Source organism: Mycobacterium sp. NPDC051804 (genome assembly GCF_044452905.1).
Lineage (GTDB): Bacteria > Actinomycetota > Actinomycetes > Mycobacteriales > Mycobacteriaceae > Mycobacterium.
Genome location: NZ_JBITCD010000002.1, coordinates 437,674 through 454,896, shown reverse-complemented (window position 1 = coordinate 454,896; position 17,223 = coordinate 437,674). Strand labels below are relative to the sequence as shown.

At 65.8% G+C, this 17,223-nt stretch carries 19 protein-coding genes; 12 read left to right on the top strand and 7 right to left on the bottom strand.

Annotated elements, in window-relative coordinates:
- Positions 1–4: 4 nt before the first annotated feature.
- Complete coding sequence (locus ACIA48_RS07950; RefSeq protein ID WP_396729453.1) at positions 5–646, bottom strand: sensor domain-containing protein; 642 nt, start codon at positions 644–646, stop codon at positions 5–7.
- 53 nt (positions 647–699) lie between these two features.
- Here ACIA48_RS07950 and ACIA48_RS07945 point away from each other — a divergent pair, with 53 nt between their 5' ends.
- The 6 genes from ACIA48_RS07945 (at position 700) to ACIA48_RS07920 (ending at position 5,715) form a co-directional block, all read left to right on the top strand.
- Positions 700–1,710, top strand: coding sequence for a methionine synthase (locus ACIA48_RS07945; protein WP_396729451.1), 1,011 nt, complete (start codon positions 700–702; stop codon positions 1,708–1,710).
- A gap of 72 nt (positions 1,711–1,782) precedes the next feature.
- Positions 1,783–2,421: a hypothetical protein gene (locus ACIA48_RS07940; protein WP_396729448.1), complete on the top strand. Its 639-nt coding sequence runs from the start codon at positions 1,783–1,785 to the stop codon at positions 2,419–2,421.
- Positions 2,418–3,902 carry a CATRA conflict system CASPASE/TPR repeat-associated protein gene (locus ACIA48_RS07935; protein WP_396729447.1) on the top strand — a complete coding sequence of 495 codons (1,485 nt, stop codon included), beginning with the start codon at positions 2,418–2,420 and terminating at the stop codon, positions 3,900–3,902. Before ACIA48_RS07940 ends, ACIA48_RS07935 begins: the two co-directional genes overlap by 4 nt.
- Positions 3,903–3,958: 56 nt before the next feature.
- Positions 3,959–4,453: an SRPBCC family protein gene (locus ACIA48_RS07930; protein WP_396729445.1), complete on the top strand. Its 495-nt coding sequence runs from the start codon at positions 3,959–3,961 to the stop codon at positions 4,451–4,453.
- On the top strand, positions 4,450–4,776 hold the full coding sequence (locus ACIA48_RS07925) for an ArsR/SmtB family transcription factor (RefSeq protein WP_396729443.1): 327 nt from the start codon (positions 4,450–4,452) through the stop codon (positions 4,774–4,776). Before ACIA48_RS07930 ends, ACIA48_RS07925 begins: the two co-directional genes overlap by 4 nt.
- Positions 4,777–4,902: 126 nt before the next feature.
- The gene (locus tag ACIA48_RS07920; RefSeq protein ID WP_396729441.1) at positions 4,903–5,715 is read left to right on the top strand and encodes a hypothetical protein; all 813 of its coding nucleotides are present in this window, start codon (positions 4,903–4,905) and stop codon (positions 5,713–5,715) included.
- Here the strand turns inward: ACIA48_RS07920 and ACIA48_RS07915 are convergent.
- Positions 5,701–7,308 (bottom strand): 4-coumarate--CoA ligase family protein, encoded by a 1,608-nt coding sequence (locus ACIA48_RS07915; protein WP_396729438.1) that lies wholly within the window; start codon positions 7,306–7,308, stop codon positions 5,701–5,703. The two genes, ACIA48_RS07920 and ACIA48_RS07915, sit on opposite strands and share 15 nt — an antisense overlap.
- A 34-nt stretch (positions 7,309–7,342) precedes the next feature.
- A complete protein-coding gene (locus ACIA48_RS07910) occupies positions 7,343–7,750 on the bottom strand; it encodes an MmcQ/YjbR family DNA-binding protein (RefSeq protein WP_396729437.1) in 408 nt (135 codons plus the stop codon).
- Between the two features lie 102 nt (positions 7,751–7,852).
- Here ACIA48_RS07910 and ligA point away from each other — a divergent pair, with 102 nt between their 5' ends.
- Positions 7,853–9,937 (top strand): NAD-dependent DNA ligase LigA, encoded by a 2,085-nt coding sequence (gene ligA / locus ACIA48_RS07905; RefSeq protein ID WP_396730699.1) that lies wholly within the window; start codon positions 7,853–7,855, stop codon positions 9,935–9,937.
- Here the strand turns inward: ligA and ACIA48_RS07900 are convergent.
- Positions 9,934–10,428 (bottom strand): DUF2510 domain-containing protein, encoded by a 495-nt coding sequence (locus tag ACIA48_RS07900; protein WP_396729435.1) that lies wholly within the window; start codon positions 10,426–10,428, stop codon positions 9,934–9,936. The genes ligA and ACIA48_RS07900 overlap by 4 nt on opposite strands.
- A gap of 118 nt (positions 10,429–10,546) precedes the next feature.
- Between ACIA48_RS07900 and ACIA48_RS07895 the strand changes: the two genes are divergently transcribed.
- Positions 10,547–10,801 (top strand): hypothetical protein, encoded by a 255-nt coding sequence (locus ACIA48_RS07895; RefSeq protein WP_163725721.1) that lies wholly within the window; start codon positions 10,547–10,549, stop codon positions 10,799–10,801.
- Between the two features lie 59 nt (positions 10,802–10,860).
- On the opposite strand, the gene ACIA48_RS07890 is transcribed toward ACIA48_RS07895, so the two are convergent.
- The 3 genes from ACIA48_RS07890 to ACIA48_RS07880 all read right to left on the bottom strand — a co-directional run bounded on the left by ACIA48_RS07890 (position 10,861) and on the right by ACIA48_RS07880 (position 13,915).
- The gene (locus tag ACIA48_RS07890; protein ID WP_396729433.1) at positions 10,861–12,582 is read right to left on the bottom strand and encodes a hypothetical protein; all 1,722 of its coding nucleotides are present in this window, start codon (positions 12,580–12,582) and stop codon (positions 10,861–10,863) included.
- Between the two features lie 116 nt (positions 12,583–12,698).
- Positions 12,699–13,355, bottom strand: coding sequence for an amino acid-binding protein (locus tag ACIA48_RS07885; protein ID WP_396729431.1), 657 nt, complete (start codon positions 13,353–13,355; stop codon positions 12,699–12,701).
- Between the two features lie 89 nt (positions 13,356–13,444).
- Entirely contained in the window at positions 13,445–13,915 is a 471-nt protein-coding gene (locus ACIA48_RS07880; protein WP_396729429.1) for an SRPBCC family protein, read from the bottom strand.
- A gap of 70 nt (positions 13,916–13,985) precedes the next feature.
- On the opposite strand from ACIA48_RS07880, the gene ACIA48_RS07875 reads away from it, so the two are divergent.
- Genes ACIA48_RS07875 through ACIA48_RS07860 form a run of 4 tightly spaced genes read left to right on the top strand, consistent with a single transcriptional unit; the run spans position 13,986 to position 17,201 of the window.
- Positions 13,986–14,360 (top strand): MerR family transcriptional regulator, encoded by a 375-nt coding sequence (locus ACIA48_RS07875; RefSeq protein ID WP_396729427.1) that lies wholly within the window; start codon positions 13,986–13,988, stop codon positions 14,358–14,360.
- Positions 14,361–14,371: 11 nt separating this feature from the next.
- Positions 14,372–14,671 carry an Asp-tRNA(Asn)/Glu-tRNA(Gln) amidotransferase subunit GatC gene (gene gatC / locus ACIA48_RS07870; protein ID WP_083125977.1) on the top strand — a complete coding sequence of 100 codons (300 nt, stop codon included), beginning with the start codon at positions 14,372–14,374 and terminating at the stop codon, positions 14,669–14,671.
- A complete protein-coding gene (gene gatA / locus ACIA48_RS07865) occupies positions 14,668–16,152 on the top strand; it encodes an Asp-tRNA(Asn)/Glu-tRNA(Gln) amidotransferase subunit GatA (RefSeq protein ID WP_396729425.1) in 1,485 nt (494 codons plus the stop codon). Before gatC ends, gatA begins: the two co-directional genes overlap by 4 nt.
- A 17-nt stretch (positions 16,153–16,169) precedes the next feature.
- Complete coding sequence (locus tag ACIA48_RS07860) at positions 16,170–17,201, top strand: ATP-dependent 6-phosphofructokinase (protein ID WP_163686237.1); 1,032 nt, start codon at positions 16,170–16,172, stop codon at positions 17,199–17,201.
- The last annotated feature ends 22 nt before the right edge of the window (positions 17,202–17,223 follow it).

Here is a 17,223-nt window from a genome sequence, read left to right as displayed (position 1 = left end):
GGCATCACTCCGGCACGTTTGCGAGGATGTTCGTCATCACGATGTCTGGTACCGAGCCGGAGAAGTGACAGAACGTGACCTCCACCAGTACTACCGATTTCACGCGATAGTCCCGACCACAGGCGCCCGCGCGCATCGTCAGCGTGTCGCGGGCGCTCGTCCATTCGCCGACCAACGTCGACCCCAAAGTGGTTGAGCCGCAGTCGTCGACCCGGCCGACGAGACTGGCGAAGGCGGCGCGGGCCGTCTCGGCGTTGCGGTAGGCCGCCACGCCTTCGGAGATGAGGGCGCCGTCGGGCGGATTCTGGAACGTTGTCTTGTGGAACTCCTCCACATCGGGACCGAACGTCTGGGAGTCTGCAAAGAGCCATTCACATTGTGGGGGAGCACCTTTGACGAATGGTTCGACGTCGACGGGAATCTTGCCGTCCATGCTCGGGATGATCGAGAGGTCCTCGCCCGCCCCGGTGATCGCCCGCATCTGTGCTTGATCCAGGACGACCGCCTCAACGTCGACCGGCGACAGCGAATCGTCGTCGAGACCGGGAACCGCCCGTATTGCGGTGCCGGTGACCGATTGTGTGCAGCCCGCAACCATGAGCAATGCCGCGCCCCAGACCAGAAACGGCCTGGTTGCTACGGGCATGGCTACCTCCCCCTTCCCGATCGAGATTAGCCCTATCGAATACTGTTCAACGAGTGAGTGTTTTCGCCGCCGCCACCGGCATCGGATCGTGGCCGGGTATGTCGCCCCGCCAGGCGGCAGAGATCGTCGTCGGCGAATTGCACACCCTGCCGCATCTCGTCGAGTTGCCGGCCCGGGGCGTCGGCGCGGACATGATCGGCAGGACCGGTGCGCTGCTGGTCGACATCGGGATCGACACCGTGCCACGCGGTTACCGGATCTCATCAGGCCGTAGCTCGGTGGTACGTCGGGCCGTCAGTCTGCTCAACGAGGACCTCGACGCACTCGAGGAGGCATGGGAGAACGCCGGTCTGCGCGGCGGTGACCGCTCCGTCAAAGTTCAGTCGCCGGGCCCCATCACGTTGGCGGCCCAGCTGGAGCTATCCGGTGGACATCGCGCCATCACGGATGCGGGCGCGGTGCGTGACCTAGCCGCCTCGCTCGGCGAGGGCATGGCGCGGCACCGGGCCGAGGTCGCCAGGCGTCTGGACACCTCGGTCGTCATGCAGTTGGACGAACCCCTGTTGCCCGCGGCGCTCGAAGGCCGGCTCACCGGGGTGACGAGTCTGACGCCTGTGCATCCCGTGGACGAACCCGTCGCTATCGGCCTGATCGATGACTGTGTCGTCACCATGGGCGCCGAGGTGGTGTTGCACAGTTGCGCCGCGGAGCTGCCGTGGAACATGCTGCAGCGCAGCTCTGTTCATGCCGTGTCTGTTGACGTGTCCACGCTGACAGCAGCCGATCTCGACGGCATCGGCGAGTTCGTCGAAAGCGGGCGAACCGTTCTGCTTGGGGTGGTTCCGGCGACCGCGCCCGCCACCCGCCTGTCGTTCGAGGAGGTCGCCAAGGCGGCGGTGGCCGTGACCGACCGGCTTGGCTTTTCACGCTCGGTGTTGCGTGAACGGATCGGCGTCACTCCCGCGTGCGGGCTCGCGGGGGCCACTTCGGAATGGGCTCGTACCGCGATCGAACTCGCGCAGAAGGCCGCCGACGTCTTCGCCGAGGATCCGGACGCGGTCTAGCCCTAAATCGCGGCGGCCACGAGACAGGTCATTACCGCTGCCCAGGCGCTTTTGCGGCGATATAGTCGGCCCGTGGCGGGCAATCTGCCGGCGAATCTGCTCGATGAAACCGGGCAGATGCTGCAGCGCGTCGTGCATACGCACCTACCCGCCGAATACTGGGACGACTTCGCGGCAACTTTGAATCGCGTCGACGATGCCGTGCGTGCAGGCGAGGAAGTCGTACTCCGACGGGAACTCGTCCAATTGCGTTGGATGGTAGACGAACCCGAGCCTCTGCCCGCGTATGGCGCTCCGCCGCCCGTCTATGGCGCGAGACCCGTCGTGACTCGCGGAGGCCGTGGCAGGGCCTCTCTGCGGGTGACTCTGGCACTGGCGGCGCTGTGTGTCGCGCTAGTCGCGATTGCCCTTCTTGCAACACAAGCTGCTCCAACAGTCACCTCGCCACCGGGCGTTCCGCCGACTGACGGTCCAGGCACCAGCAGCCTCTGGATCGCCGGGGTTTTGGCGGCGCTCGCCGTCGCTGTCGTGGCCATCGCCATCGTGATCAACATTCTGCGCAAACGGCGACGCGTTCCGCCTGCACCGGAATCCGCCGTCGCGCCGCGGCCCCTAGTCGAACCGCCCCGCCTCATGCCGGCTCCTGCGCAGGTCCGTGAGCAGGCCAACCGCACCATCATGAGTCTCGCCGCGCATGGTGGGCGACCGTGACAGCCGCTGTCACCGAGCCGACCTTCTATGTCTTCGTCTTCGCACCGCTCGGACCTGACGTCACCGGTCCGGCACTGGCCCTGGCCAAGGCATGGTCGGCGGCGTCGAAACTCGGGGTGACGGAGGCACTGATCGGTTATGACCAGCCCGTGGACTTACCCCAACAGATGCCGACGGACGACGTGTGGTTTCGGATCGTCGCCGCCAAATCCGATGTCGGCGGACGGCGCCACGCGATTGCCTTCACCGCCCACGACGTGGCGGCGGTCATGATGAGGCTGGGTGCGGAATCTGGCGACGGTTGGGATGAGCTGGACGACGCCTGGCGCGAAGCGGTGGAAGACGACGACTGGACCGGCGCCCTAGGCGTCGCTCAGGTGTACGCGGGCGCCTGCGCTGAACCGCACAAGGAAGCGGCGGCGGACACCGCACGAGCCATTCTGACACGGAATTGCCCTGCCGGAGTTGAATACTCGGCCGCACTACAGCCGGGAATCGCGTTATGGCAGATGGAAAGGGCATGGGGCCGTTCCCTGGTCGCGTTGTCTGCGCCTACCGCGTCCGCCGAGTTGGCAGACTGGTGCTGGCTGTCCGCGGCAGCCGACGATGTCGGCGCGCTGGGGCGCTTTCTCATGCACGCCATAAAACTTCGCTTTGAGATCGGAGTCTTCGAGACCGACATCTCGACGTTGCGTGACCTGGAACGCAGACTCGATACTGGCTTGGAGGAATTGTTCTCGCTCCATGAGCAATTCGAACGGTCGGGCGCAGCGGCCAATGAGTTGATCGATGCCCAAAGCAGGTTGGGACGAGCGCAGGGCGATGCCGCGGGGCTTCTCATCTCCATCACCCACCTGCGTGATCTGGGCCGCACTGTTCAGATCGCGGCACACAACCTGCGTGCGTACTCACCGGAACCGTTGCAGGGCACGACATCCGATACGTCACCGTTCGCTTGGGAGCTGACCCTTGCGGGATGGATTGACGACCGCATCGGTCATGAAATCGCTTACCTCGAGTCATGTCGTGAACGGGTCGGTGAAGCGCAGTCGCTGACTGACTTGCGCTTGCAGCAGGTCGCCGCGGCGCACGCGCGTACTGCGAACTGGTTGACGGTGCTGCAGACCAGCGTGGTGGGTTCGCTTCTCGGTGCTCTCGGGGTGGCCACCGCGTTTGGCGAGCATTTCGAGGTGGCGAAGTCCGTGCGCGCAGCGATGATGGTGCTTGTCGCGGTTGTCGCATTGACGCTGCCGGTGTTGGCGGTCCGGTGGTCGCACGGCTACCGATGGCCGGAACTTCTTGCCGCGGGACTCGTCGGCGCTGCGTCTGGGTGGGCCGCAACGGCGTGGGCACGGCAGGCGGGGTGGCTGGACGCGACACCGTTGATCATTCTCGCCGCGGCCGTGTTGGGCTGCGCTTTGTTCGCCGGCGCCGCGAGCGTGATCAACAGCGGGCGCGGTAGCCGATCTATACGCAACTAAAAGGTTGCACGTTCCAGCCATCGCGATTAGCGTGAAAAGCAACCAGGAGGTTGCATATGAATTCAGATCGGATCGAGAAGGAAGTTCTGTTGAAAGCCCCGCTGGAGCGAGTCTGGCGCGCGATCAGCGATGCCGACGAGTTCGGTCGGTGGTTCGGTGTGCGCTTCGACGGACCGTTCGTGCCGGGCACCTCGGTGATCGGGACCATCACCCCGACCACAGTCGACGCGGACGTCGCCAAGGCGCAGCAACCGCACGCCGGAAAGGCGGACGCCTGGCACATCGTCGCGGTCGAACCGCAGCACAGGCTGGCGTTCCGCTGGCACCCGTTCGGGGTCGATGACGGTGCCGACTCCTCGGACGAGCCGACGACGCTTGTCGAGTTCACCCTCGAGGAAATGTCGGACGGAGTGCTGCTGCGCATCGTCGAGTCCGGGTTTGAGGCGCTCCCGGCCGAGCGTAGGCAGTCGGCATTCGAAGGCAACGACGAAGGCTGGTCGGCGCAGACCGAGCTGGTCCGCAAGTACCTGGCCCTCAGCGAGAAACTGTGAGTACGTCCGCCGTCGACCGAGCGCCGTTGTTCGACGCTCTAGGTGACGCGAATCGCCTACGCATCATCACCCGACTCTGTGACGGCGGACCTTGCTCCACGACGGAGGTCACCACCGTGGTTTCGGTTAGCCGACAGGCGGCGACCAAACATCTGTTGCTGCTGGAGGCGGTGGGGCTGGTGAGCAGCCAGCGTCACGGCAGGGAACGAATCTGGCGGATGCAACCGCAGCCGTTGGCCGATGCCAGCGAATACCTGAATGCGTTGTCGCGACGCTGGGACAGCGCAATTGACCGCTTGCGGACTTACGTCGAGAAAAAATAGAGGCCTGCGTCACGTTCTTCGCGCGTTCGTCCAACATGTCCGTCCTACCCGCCCGCCGCGTGCAACAATGCATCGGCGACAACGTCTTATCAGGTCTTTTCATATTTGCCACTCGCAGGAGTAAATGTGGCCCGACTCGGCCCGCGTCTCACCGCGTCTGCCGGTGTACTCGCGGCGTTTCTCCTGTTGGGCAGCTCTGCCACGGTGGCGTTCGCTGATCCGCGCGGATCGCATTCCGATCGAGGCCACAGTTCTGACCGCGGCAACGGCGACGGCAACGGACGCGGCGGCTCGGATCGCGGCGACGGCAACGGACGCGGCGGCTCGGATCGCGGCGACCGCAACGGCGACAGCGGCAAGCGCGACGAGGGCGATGGCGACTCCGACAAGGGTGGTGTCGAGAGCCCGGAGGTCACGTTCGGCTCGGGCCGTATCGCCACGGCCGACGTCGGGGAGTTGGCGCCGAGTCTGGCCGCCGGCTCTGGCGACAGCGGCGCGGCATCGCGCTCGGCGGGATCTGACGCGAGCGTGTTCGGCGGATTTGGCGCGGCGGACGCACCCGGCCGTTCCGGTTCGGATCGCGCCGGTGCACCGAACGCGGGATTCAACGCTCCACGCGTGACGGTCGGCAATGGGCGCACGCCGGGCATACAGAAGCGCGATCCCGAACCTCAGTGGCGCGCCCCGGTGTCCGAACCGGCACCCGCTGCACCGCCACCTCCGCCTCCGGCCCCCGCGCCGGCCCCGGCGCCGTCATGGGTGAACCGGCTCCCGGCGGCCCCGGTCCTGACGCAACAGATGGGTGACGCCCCGCCGGTCGACTGGTCGGATCCGTTGTGGGGGCTGGCCGGGCTGCTGCTGATCCCGGCCGCGGGTGCTGTCCTCGGATACCGGCAGGCACGCGCTGCGCACGCGGCGGAGAGACTACGTCGTCCGTAAATCCTTGCGCAGGATCTTGCCCGATGCGGACTTCGGGATCGCCTCGATGAACTCCACCTGGCGGACCTTCTTGTACGGCGCAACCTGACCGGCGACGAACTCCATCACCTCGTCCGCACTCAGTTCGCTCTCCGTCTGCGTGACGATGAAAGCCTTCGGTACCTCTTCGCCTTCTGCATCGACGACGCCGATGACCGCCGCGTCTGCGATCGCCGGATGGCTCAGCAGCACGGCCTCGAGTTCGGCGGGCGGCACCTGGTATCCCTTGTACTTGATCAGCTCCTTGAGGCGGTCGACGATGTAGACACAGCCGTTGGCGTCGACCTGGGCGAGATCGCCGGTGTGCAACCAGCCGTCGTCGTCGATCGTCTCCTTGGTGGCGGTGTCGTTGTTCAGGTAGCCCGCCATCACGTTCGGCCCCTTGAACCAGAGCTCGCCGGTCTCGCTGAGACCCTCTGCGGGGATATCGATTTCGTCGCCCGTCTCGGGATTGATGATCTTGGACGCCGCGTTGGACACCGTCCACCCGACCGAGCTCAACGGTGCTCTGCCCTGCACGTCGTGCGCGCCCGCGTCGAATGGGGTGATGTGGCTGACGGGGCTCAGCTCGCTCATCCCGTAGCCCTGCACGACGCGGCACCCAAGCCGGTCGGCGACCGCCTGACCAAGGTCGGCATCCAGCGGGGCGGCGCCGGACATGACGACGTTCAGCGATCCGAGGTCGTAGTCGCCGATCAGCGGATGCTTGGCCAGCGCGACGGCGACCGGCGGCGCGATGAACGCGATCGTGCACTTGTGGCTCGCGATGTTGGCGAGGAATTCGCCCAGATCAAAGCTCGGCATGATGACGAGGCGTGCCCGCGCCTGTAGAGCGGCGTTGAGCAGCACCGTCATCCCATAGATGTGGAAAAAGGGCAGCACGGCGACCACCACGTCGTCGGCGACCATCCCGTGCAGCGGCCGGATCTGGGCGACATTGGCCACCAGATTTCGGTGAGTCAGCATCACGCCCTTGGGATTTCCGGTCGTCCCGGAGCTGTATGGCAGCACCGCCAGATGCGACGACGGCGCGAAGCTGACGTCGGGTGCCGGCAGCCCCGGCTTCATCAGGTCGGCGGCATTCGGATGGCCGGCGATCTCATGGCCCTCACCGTCGAGAACAACGAGATCGCTGGCGGCCAGCCCGACCGCTGCGGCCGCTTCCTTCGCCTGCGCTAGCAGCGGCGTGACGGTCACCAGCATTTTGGCGTTCGAGTCGGTCAGCTGCTTGGCAATGTCCTTGGCGGTGAACAACGCGTTGATGGTCGTGGCGGTCGCGCCCGAGCGAAGGATGCCGTGGAACGCGACGGCGAATCCCGAACTGTTCGGCGAGAGCAGTCCGACGACATCCCCGACGCCGATGCCTCGCCCGGTCAGCGCCCCGGCGAACGCGTCGACCCGCGCGATCATCTCGCGGTAGGTGGTCTCCCTGCCCGACTTCGCATCGACGAGAGCGACTCGGTCCAGGTCGGCCTCGTCGATGCGGTCGAACAGGAAGTCGTAGACGCTTGAAGACGGGATATCGACTTCGGGGAACGGGCTCGCGAAGCTCATGGCCCGTATCGAACCATGACCGGCCGGTGGCGGGTCAAGCTTCGTCGAGGCGCGCGATGAGCTTCTTGGGTGCGGTCAACCGATACGACGCGTCGATCAGTTCGGTGACCTCGCCCCAATCGGGCTTCTTCGTCGCGGCGAGATCCAGGCCCAGCCAGCCCGCGGGCCCCAGGTAGGCGGGGAAGAAGAAGCGTCGATCCTGTTCGAGCGCCCGACGGTCGCTCTCGTCGACTTTGACCATGATCGACTTGGGGTACTGGGTGTAGTCGGCACCCTTGGTCGCCGGTTTGACGCTCCCGCCGTACATCACGAACATCTTCGTGACGAAGAACGACGGCCTGCCGTGCGACACCTTTTCGTATGCCTCCGGGAAGTCCAGGGCGATGGTGCGCACCTTCGCAAGCACCGGGTCGTCGTCGCGGAACATCACCGGATGCGGCATGCGGTCAGAGTATCTGCCCGCCGAGACGTGTCCGGACGTGTCTGGGGCCTCGGCTAGCCTGCGAGAGTGAGCCCGAAGGCGACCCCTGATGCGAAGACCGCGCTGGCCGAACAGTCAGAAGACGCCCCGGACGCCGATGTGCGCCGCCGCTGGCAAGAGCTGGCCGACGAGGTGCGGGGCCATCAGTTCCGCTATTACGTCCGCGACGCCCCGGTCATCTCCGACGCCGAGTTCGACACGCTGCTGCGGGAACTGCAGGCGCTCGAAGACGGTCACCCGGAGCTGCGCACCCCTGACTCGCCAACGCAACTGGTCGGCGGCGCCGGCTTCGCCACCGACTTCACGTCCGCCGATCACCTGGAGCGGATGCTGTCGCTGGACAACGTGTTCACCCCCGACGAACTCACGGCGTGGACGACAAGAATTCAAGGAGAGATCGGTCCCACCGCTGCCCAAGACGCTCATTACCTCTGCGAGCTCAAGATCGACGGTGTCGCGCTGGCGCTGGTGTATCGCGACGGACGGCTGGAGCGGGGTGCCACCCGAGGTGACGGCCGCACCGGCGAGGACGTCACGCTGAATGCTCGCACCATCGACGATATTCCCGAAAAGCTCACCGGCACCAAGGAATTCCCGGTGCCGAAGGTGCTCGAGGTGCGTGGTGAGGTGTTCTTCCGTGTCGCCGACTTCGAGGACCTCAACGCCGGGCTCGTCGCGGAGGGCAAACCGCCGTTCGCCAATCCCCGAAACAGCGCCGCCGGTTCGCTGCGCCAGAAGAACCCGGCGGTCACCGCACGCCGCAAGCTGCGGATGATCTGTCACGGGATCGGAAAGACGGAAGGATTCAGCCCTAAGACCCTGCACGACGCATATCGCGCGCTCCAGGCGTGGGGACTGCCGGTGTCAGATCACACCGCTAAGGTCCAGGGCATCGACGCCGTCACCGAACACATCGCGTACTGGGGTGAGCACCGGCACGACGTCGAGCACGAAATCGACGGTGTTGTAGTCAAAGTCGATGAACTCGCGCTGCAGAGGCGGCTCGGCTCCACGTCGCGCGCCCCGCGGTGGGCGATCGCCTACAAGTACCCGCCGGAGGAAGCGACCACCAAGCTGCTCGACATCAAGGTCAACGTCGGGCGTACCGGTCGGGTCACGCCGTTCGCGTTCATGGAGCCTGTCAAGGTCGCCGGCTCCACCGTCAGCCAGGCGACACTGCACAACGCGTCCGAGGTCGTGCGCAAGGGCGTGCTGATCGGCGACACCGTGGTGATTCGCAAGGCCGGCGATGTGATTCCGGAAGTGCTCGGACCGGTCGTCGATCTGCGTGACGGCTCCGAGCGCGAATTCGTCATGCCCACACAGTGTCCCGAATGCGGCACCACCCTCGCGCCGGCGAAGGAGGGTGACGCGGACATCCGTTGCCCGAATCAGCGGTCGTGCCCGGCGCAGTTGCGAGAGCGCGTGTTCCACGTCGCGGGTCGCGGCGCCTTCGACATCGAGGGTCTGGGCTACGAGGCGGCCGTCGCGCTCCTGCAGGCCGGCGTCATCACCGACGAAGGTGACCTGTTCACCCTCGGCAGCCCCGATCTGTTGCGTACGGATTTGTTCAAGACCAAGGACGGCAACCTGTCGGCCAACGGCAAGCGATTGCTGGTGAATTTGCATGAGGCGAAAGCGAAACCGCTGTGGCGGGTGCTGGTCGCCCTGTCGATTCGGCACGTCGGTCCGACCGCCGCACGTGCACTGGCCACCGAGTACGGGACGCTTGACGCGATCATGGCTGCTTCAGAGGAAGAACTCGCGGTTGTCGAGGGTGTGGGTCCGACGATTGCCGCGGCCGTCACCGAATGGTTCGCCGTCGATTGGCATCGCGCGATCGTGGACAAATGGCGCGCGGCCGGTGTGCGGATGGCCGACGAACGCGACACCAGCATCGAGCGCACACTCGAAGGTTTGTCGATCGTCGTCACTGGCTCGCTGACCGGGTACTCCCGCGACGACGCGAAGGAGGCCATCGTCGCGCGCGGCGGCAAGGCCGCCAGTTCGGTGTCGAAGAAGACGGCCTACGTGGTGGCGGGCGATTCACCCGGCTCGAAATTCGACAAAGCAGTCGAACTCGGGGTCCCGGTTCTCGACGAGGACGGCTTCACGCGGCTGCTGGAGAACGGGCCCGACGCCGTCTAGGGCGTCGCCTGCGTCGGCACGAGGCGGCGGAATCGCGGCCGCACTGCGATGAAGGCAATCAGGACGACGACCAGCATCGTGTACGCGGGCCGGGGGCCCACCAGCGCTTTCTGGTTGATCCACACGATGGCGAGTGCGGCTGTCGCGATGTATAGCACCACCAGCGTCACGTCGATGCAGAGGCGATAGGTCTTGGGTGCGACGGACGGTCGTGCGGCAAAAGCAATGACTGCCCCGGCGATCAGCCCGACCCCGATGCCGATGGCGATCCCGGCGATAAGCCCGAAGATGGTGCCGAAGATCGGCATTCCCACTGTCCCACTGATGATTCCGGTGAGCACACCGACCGCAAGCATGTAGGCGAACACGCGGCCGAACACTCCGGCCACGCTCGTCGGTGGAGTGGCGAGTGCCCAGCCTGTTCCGTTCCAGTACCGCTGCTGCGCCGGGTTCGCGGGATCGGGATACCAGCCGGGCTGTGGCCCATTCATGGCCGACAGTATTTCACCGCGAAGGTGACACAGTTTGCTGAACGGCTGCGGGGATCGGTGCGTGAGTTTGTTGTGGAGAGGACCGGGAACCCGACGGGAACAGATAAAAGGAGTTCTGATGGCGATCTGCGATACCTGCGGCAACGACTACGACAAAGCCTTCACCGTGACCTGGGGCGACGACAAGAGCGCGACATTCGACAGCATCGAGTGCGCCGCGGCGCAACTGGCGCCGGAGTGTGCACACTGCGGGTGCCGAATCCTGGGCCATGGCATCGAGACACCCGACGCGATCTTCTGCTGCGCTCACTGCGCGCGCAAGGACAGCAACGCCGACGTCAACGACCGCTATCCGGTGCCCGCGGGAGCCTGAGACCGAAGGCCGGCACCACCGCGGTACGTGTTGCGGTGGAACCGGCCCAACGGCGTAGGTCAGTAGACGAACAAGTTCGGGCCAACCTGCATCACAGCTGCTCGCAGTCCGGGACCGACCGCGGTCGTTCCCGTGACCCGAACGCCGACGGTCGTCGGATTGCCGCCGCCGCCATTCTCATCCCAGATCGAGGCTGGACCTACGCCGCCGTCGCCCTCCCAAATGGTGGTCGGGCCAACGCCGCCGTCGCCGTCCCAGATGGTGGTCGGGTCACCGCCGCCCTCTCCGTCGCCAGAGGGAAGCGACTTCCCTTTCCCGAATGGATCGTTGTACTTATCTTTCTCGGCGACAGGTTGGGTTGGATCCTCTTTCGGCTTGGGCTCTGCCGGCTTGGGCTGCTCTGCGGGGGCGGGCTTCTGCTCTTTTGGTTGGGCGTTGCCGTCCCCCGGGCGAGTGCTGGTGTGGTCCTTGTCCATCTCATTGGCGATAACGGCGACCGCCACGATGACCGCGCCAGCGATGACAAGACCCGCGCCAAAACCGGCGAGAGCGACGCCGCCGACGATCACGCTGCCAGTCCCCATGGCGCTGCCCGCCGCAACCATCCCACCGAGGCCCCCCGCGATAAGCCCGCCGACGGCAAGCGCTCCGCCCGTTTCCTTCTGTTCGTCGCGATCCGGGCTGGCACCACCGTTCGGTCCGAGCGAGCTGCCAAAGCCCAGCGGACCGCCAGGCGAGCCAATCCCGTTCGCTCCCAAGCGGTCCAGCAGACCGCCGCCCGAGCTTCGGCCGCCTCTCGCACCTCCGGGCAAGTCGCCGTAAAGTCCGGTCAAGGATGGGTCGTCCAGTGGGCCGTGCCCTAAGCCAAAGTCGAATCCATTGGTGCCGTTGCGCTGTCCCTTCGGGCCGCGACCGGGCAAGTCGCCGTAAAGTCCGGTCAAGGATGGGTCGTCCAGTGGGCCGTGCCCTAAGCCAAAGTCGAATCCATTGGTGCCGTTGCCTTGTCCCTTCGGGCCGCGTCCGTTCGGTAGGCCGTGTGTCCCATTGAATGACGGGTCATTGAAAGGATCGGGTCCGCCGAGGCCGGAATCCTTGAACCAGCCCTCTGCGTCCTCGATCGAGCCCAAGCCGGGAACATCGACGCCTTGGTTCGGAAACCACAAGCGCCACTCGTCGATCTTCAACCTGTGAAAAGCCAACCACTCCAACGGATCTTGGTTCTTCAACTCACCCGGTTCTAAAATCGCAACAGCCCGTGTCGTCGGGTCGACAACCGCGACAGGAACTCTGTCTGTGAATGTCGAGCGCGCAATCGCCGACTTGGCGTAACGCAGACTCCACTCGAGAACCTCGGGACGCAGGTATGGCCACGCACCGTTGATCGCTGCGGCGAGGACGGTTTCGTTGCCGTCGACTCCTCGATGGCGGACGTAGTTCAGTATTTCGTGCAGGACGGCGACTCGCTGGGCTGGGGACAATCGCGTGATGCTCAACGCGAAGGCAGACGTCTGTTGGGCCCACGCCTTGTAGGCCGTCTTTCCTTCGACCCTGGCAGCCAGCGAGGACACGACCTTGGCCCGCGGATTGACCACCTTGGCCGCCAGTTCGCCGTATAGCGCCATCGCTGAGCTGAGCGGAATCATTGTGTAGGTGGCAGGCACCGCATAGATCGGCCCGCTCGCAGTAATCGCCTGCAGCTTTCCGGGCGTCGTTTTCTTCGCCGCGGTGACGTGACGATCGGTCACGGTGCTCGTGACGGAATTTTGAATGGCAGTGGACATGGGCTTCTCCCCCCGAGGTGATCAACAGTGATGATCAGCCTCGAGGCAGCGCGAAAGCGCGGCTAGAGTAGTTGACTACGCCAAGACCGCTGCGAGTGACATCGCGGGAGCCTGACTCAGCGCAGAAGCGTCGCGACGATGCCGGCCAGATAACCCAGTCGCGCTACTTCCGAAGGCCGGAACTGCGGGCCGCCGGGCCGGCCCAGCACGATGGCGGTGGTGGAGTTGCCCAGCGGGGCGGCCGCCAGCGTCGTGTCCATGTCACGCCAGATCTGGGGCACCCAATCGGCGCCGCCGTCTAGTGATTCGGCGTGTTCGATTGGCAGCCAAGGGGTTTCGGCGGCCTGTGTCTCGGGAGCTCCGTGACTGCCGACAACGCGCTTGGGGCCGGACTCGGTCAGCCGGACGACGGTGCACCACCCCACCCGTAAGACGCGCGGCGCTTCATCGGCGAGCACTTGCAGCCTGCCCTTCGCAGGTGCCGCCGCAATGTGGTCGATGAGTTCGAGTTCGCGGTGCGCTTCCAGCAGGCCGGTGTGCGGCCGGATGGCATCGACATAGACGCCCTTGATCTGCTCGGCGGCGGTGATCAGCATGTCGGGCATCGCGCCGGCGGGCAGATCGACCACCAGGTCGTCGACGGCGTAGCCCGTCCCGCGTTCGACGACGTCGAGGGACAGGATGTCGGCGCCCACGGAGCCGAGAGCCACGGCTAAAGAGCCGAGGCTGCCCGGTCGGTCCTCCAGCTGGACCCGCAGCAGATACGAAGGCACGCGCAACACTGTTGCACAGGGGCCGCCGGTCAGCACTCCGGTATGTGGCCCGCGCTAAGCCGCACAGCGACGTTTGTCCAGCTGGGCGGCTACGGATGGCCGTCGCTGTGAACCTTCTCTAGGTGCTGCTTGAGCCGTTGCAGACCTGCCCCAGCCCGCTTGGTCATCACGGTGCGCGCCATGGGCAGGACTACGAGGCGGGCCAAGGTGTTGGGGTTGCGGCTGAGCATCCGCCATCGCACCGTGCATACCTGCGGCGACGACTGGGTGAGGTGAATCTCCATGCGCGGCAGCACGATCGATAGGTCACCTTCGGTGATGAGCCGGTGCGGCGCTTCGGCGTCGATGACCCGGATACCCACCGATCGGCGCCCGCGCAAGGGCACATCGACAGTCTCGCGGTACTCACGCCCGTTTTGGGAAAACGCCACGTCGTTGTGGGCGACGACGTCTATGACGCCGGGAAACCAGTCCGAGAAATTCTCGAGGTCACAGGCGTAGTCGAACGCGTCTGCGGCCGAGCACGCGATGTCGACGTCCGCGTCCGCCAGTAGATACATGTAACGCTCCTTTTCGGTCGGTAGCCGGATGTTAAAGTGTGAAGTTGGGTCTACAGTCAAGCGAGTTGCGATGCGTATCAGCGATTTAGAGGCCGCAACCGGCGTGGGACGGCATGCTCTGCGCTATTACGAGCGCGAGGGATTGCTCGGCGAGATTCCGCGAGGGCACAACAATTACCGCGACTATCCGCCGTCGCTGACCAAACAGGTCAAGCTGCTTCGTAGCATGCAGTCACTCGGATTCAGCCTGGCCGAGATTCGTGAGGTGCTCGAAAGCCTGCGCGCCCGCGGCATCGACTGCGCCGACGGCGCCCGCCTCGTCGCCGACAAGCGCGCCCGCGTGGAACAACAGATCCGCGACCTCCGCACCGTCAGCCGCCTACTGCGAGAGGAGCAGCTGCGGTTGGAGGACAGTGCGCGGCAACACGGACTCCTGCCTGACTAGGCTTGGGAGTCGTGTCACAGATCTCTCGAGATGAGGTAGCCCACCTGGCGCGCCTGGCTCGCCTCGCACTGGCGGAGGACGAGCTGGACAGTTTCGCCGGACAGCTGGACGCCATCCTCAGCCACGTCAGCCAGATCCAGGCCGTTGACGTCGCCGGGGTCGACCCGACCGGCAACCCGCTCAAGGACGTCAACGTGTTCCGTCCCGACGACGTCGAGCCCTGCCTGACGCAGGACGAAGCGCTGGCCGAGGCGCCCAAGGCGGTCGACGGCCGGTTCGCCGTCCCGCGGATCCTGGGGGAGGCGGAGTGAGCTCGGACCTGACCCGGCTCGACGCCGCCACGCTGGGGGCCAAGATCGCGGCCAAAAAGGTGTCGTCCACCGAGGTGACGCGGGCCTGCCTGGATCAGATCGCCGCGACCGACGGCGAGTATCACGCCTTTTTGCACGTCGCCGAGGAGAAGGCGTTGGCAGAGGCCACGCGGATCGACGATTTGGTGGCCGCCGGCGAAACGCTGCCGTCGCCGCTGGCGGGTGTGCCGTTGGCGCTCAAGGACGTCTTCACCACCACTGATATGCCCACGACCTGCGGGTCGAAGATCCTCGAGGGCTGGACGTCGCCCTACGACGCGACGGTCACCGCGCGGCTGCGGTCGGCAGGCATCCCGATCCTGGGCAAGACGAACATGGACGAGTTCGCGATGGGCAGCTCGACCGAGAACTCGGCCTACGGGCCGACCCGCAACCCGTGGGACACCGACCGGGTGCCCGGCGGTTCGGGTGGCGGCAGTGCCGCAGCGCTGGCGGCGTTCCAGGCGCCGCTGGCCATCGGTTCCGATACGGGCGGGTCGATCCGTCAGCCCGCCGCGCTGACCGCGACGGTCGGCGTGAAGCCGACTTACGGCACGGTGTCGCGCTATGGGCTCATCGCCTGCGCCTCGTCGCTTGACCAGGGCGGGCCGTGCGCGCGGACGGTGCTGGACACCGCGCTGCTGCACGAGGTGATAGCCGGACACGACCCGAAGGATTCGACGTCGGTGGACGCCGCGGTGCCCGACGTCGTCGCGGCGGCGAAGGCCGGCGCGGCGGGCGACCTGAAGGGCGTGCGGATCGGGGTGGTGAAGCAGTTGCGTGGCGACGGCTACCAGGACGGCGTGCTGACGTCGTTCAACGCCGCCGTCGAGCAGCTCACCACGCTCGGCGCCGAGATCAGCGAGGTGGATTGCCCGCACTTCGACTACTCGCTGCCTGCCTACTACCTGATCCTGCCGTCGGAGGTCTCGTCGAACCTCGCGCGGTTCGATGCGATGCGGTACGGACTGCGCGTCGGCGACGACGGTACGCACAGCGCCGAGGAAGTGATGGCGATGACGCGGGCGGCCGGGTTCGGTCCAGAGGTGAAGCGCCGCATCATGATTGGCACCTATGCGCTGTCGGCAGGCTATTACGACGCGTACTACAACCAGGCGCAGAAGGTGCGCACGCTGATCGCACGGGATCTCGACGAGGCCTACCAGAAGGTCGACGTACTGATCTCGCCCGCGACCCCGACGACCGCGTTCGGACTGGGGGAGAAGGTCGACGACCCGCTGGCGATGTATCTGTTCGACCTGTGCACGTTGCCGCTGAACCTGGCGGGGCACTGCGGGATGTCGGTGCCGTCGGGACTGTCCACGGATGACAATCTGCCGGTCGGGCTCCAGATCATGGCGCCCGCGATGGCCGACGACCGGCTGTATCGGGTCGGGGCGGCCTATGAAGTTGCGCGAGGTCCGCTGCCAACCGCGCTCTGACAGGGGAGGATGGACAGATGCGCATCGGAGTACTCACTGGCGGAGGCGACTGTCCCGGCCTGAACGCGGTGATCCGCGCCGTGGTCCGCACCTGTGACGTGCGCTATGGCTCCAAAGTGGTCGGCTTCCTGGACGGCTGGCGTGGCCTACTCGAGGACCGGCGCATTCAGCTGGCGAACGACGATCGGAACGACAGGCTGCTGGCCAAGGGCGGCACAATGCTCGGCACCGCGCGGGTGCACCCCGACAAGCTGCGCGCCGGACTGGATCAGATCAAGCAGACACTCGACGACAACGGGATCGATGTGCTGATCCCGATCGGTGGCGAGGGCACGTTGACGGCCGCGCACTGGCTCTCGGAGGAGAATGTCCCCGTCGTCGGGGTGCCCAAAACGATCGACAACGACATCGACTGCACCGATGTCACGTTCGGCCACGACACTGCGCTCGGTGTGGCCAGTGAGGCCATCGACCGGCTGCACAGCACCGCGGAATCGCATCAGCGGGTGATGCTCGTCGAGGTGATGGGCCGTCACGCCGGCTGGATCGCATTGAACGCGGGCCTGGCGTCCGGGGCGCATATGACGTTGATCCCCGAGCAGCCATTCGACGTCGACGAGGTGTGCCGGCTGATCAAGCAGCGCTTCGTGCGCGGCGATGCCCACTTCATCTGCGTGGTGGCCGAAGGAGCTAAACCCGCCGAGGGCACAATGCGGTTGCGCGAGGGCGGAATTGACGAGTTCGGTCACGAGAAGTTCACGGGTATCGCGCAACAGCTCGCCGTCGAGGTGGAGAAGCGGATCAACAAGGAAGTGCGGGTCACCGTGCTCGGCCATGTGCAACGCGGCGGCACCCCGACGCCGTACGACCGGATTCTGGCGACCCGCTTCGGCGTGAACGCCGCCGACGCTGCTCACGCGGGTGAGTACGGGATGATGGTGTCGCTGAGGGGCCAGGAAATAGGCCGGGTGCCGCTCGCCGACGCGGTGCGTCAGCTCAAGCTGGTGCCACAGAGCCGCTACGACGACGCCGCCGAGTTCTTCGGCTGAGGCCGCTCACTAGACTCGGTGG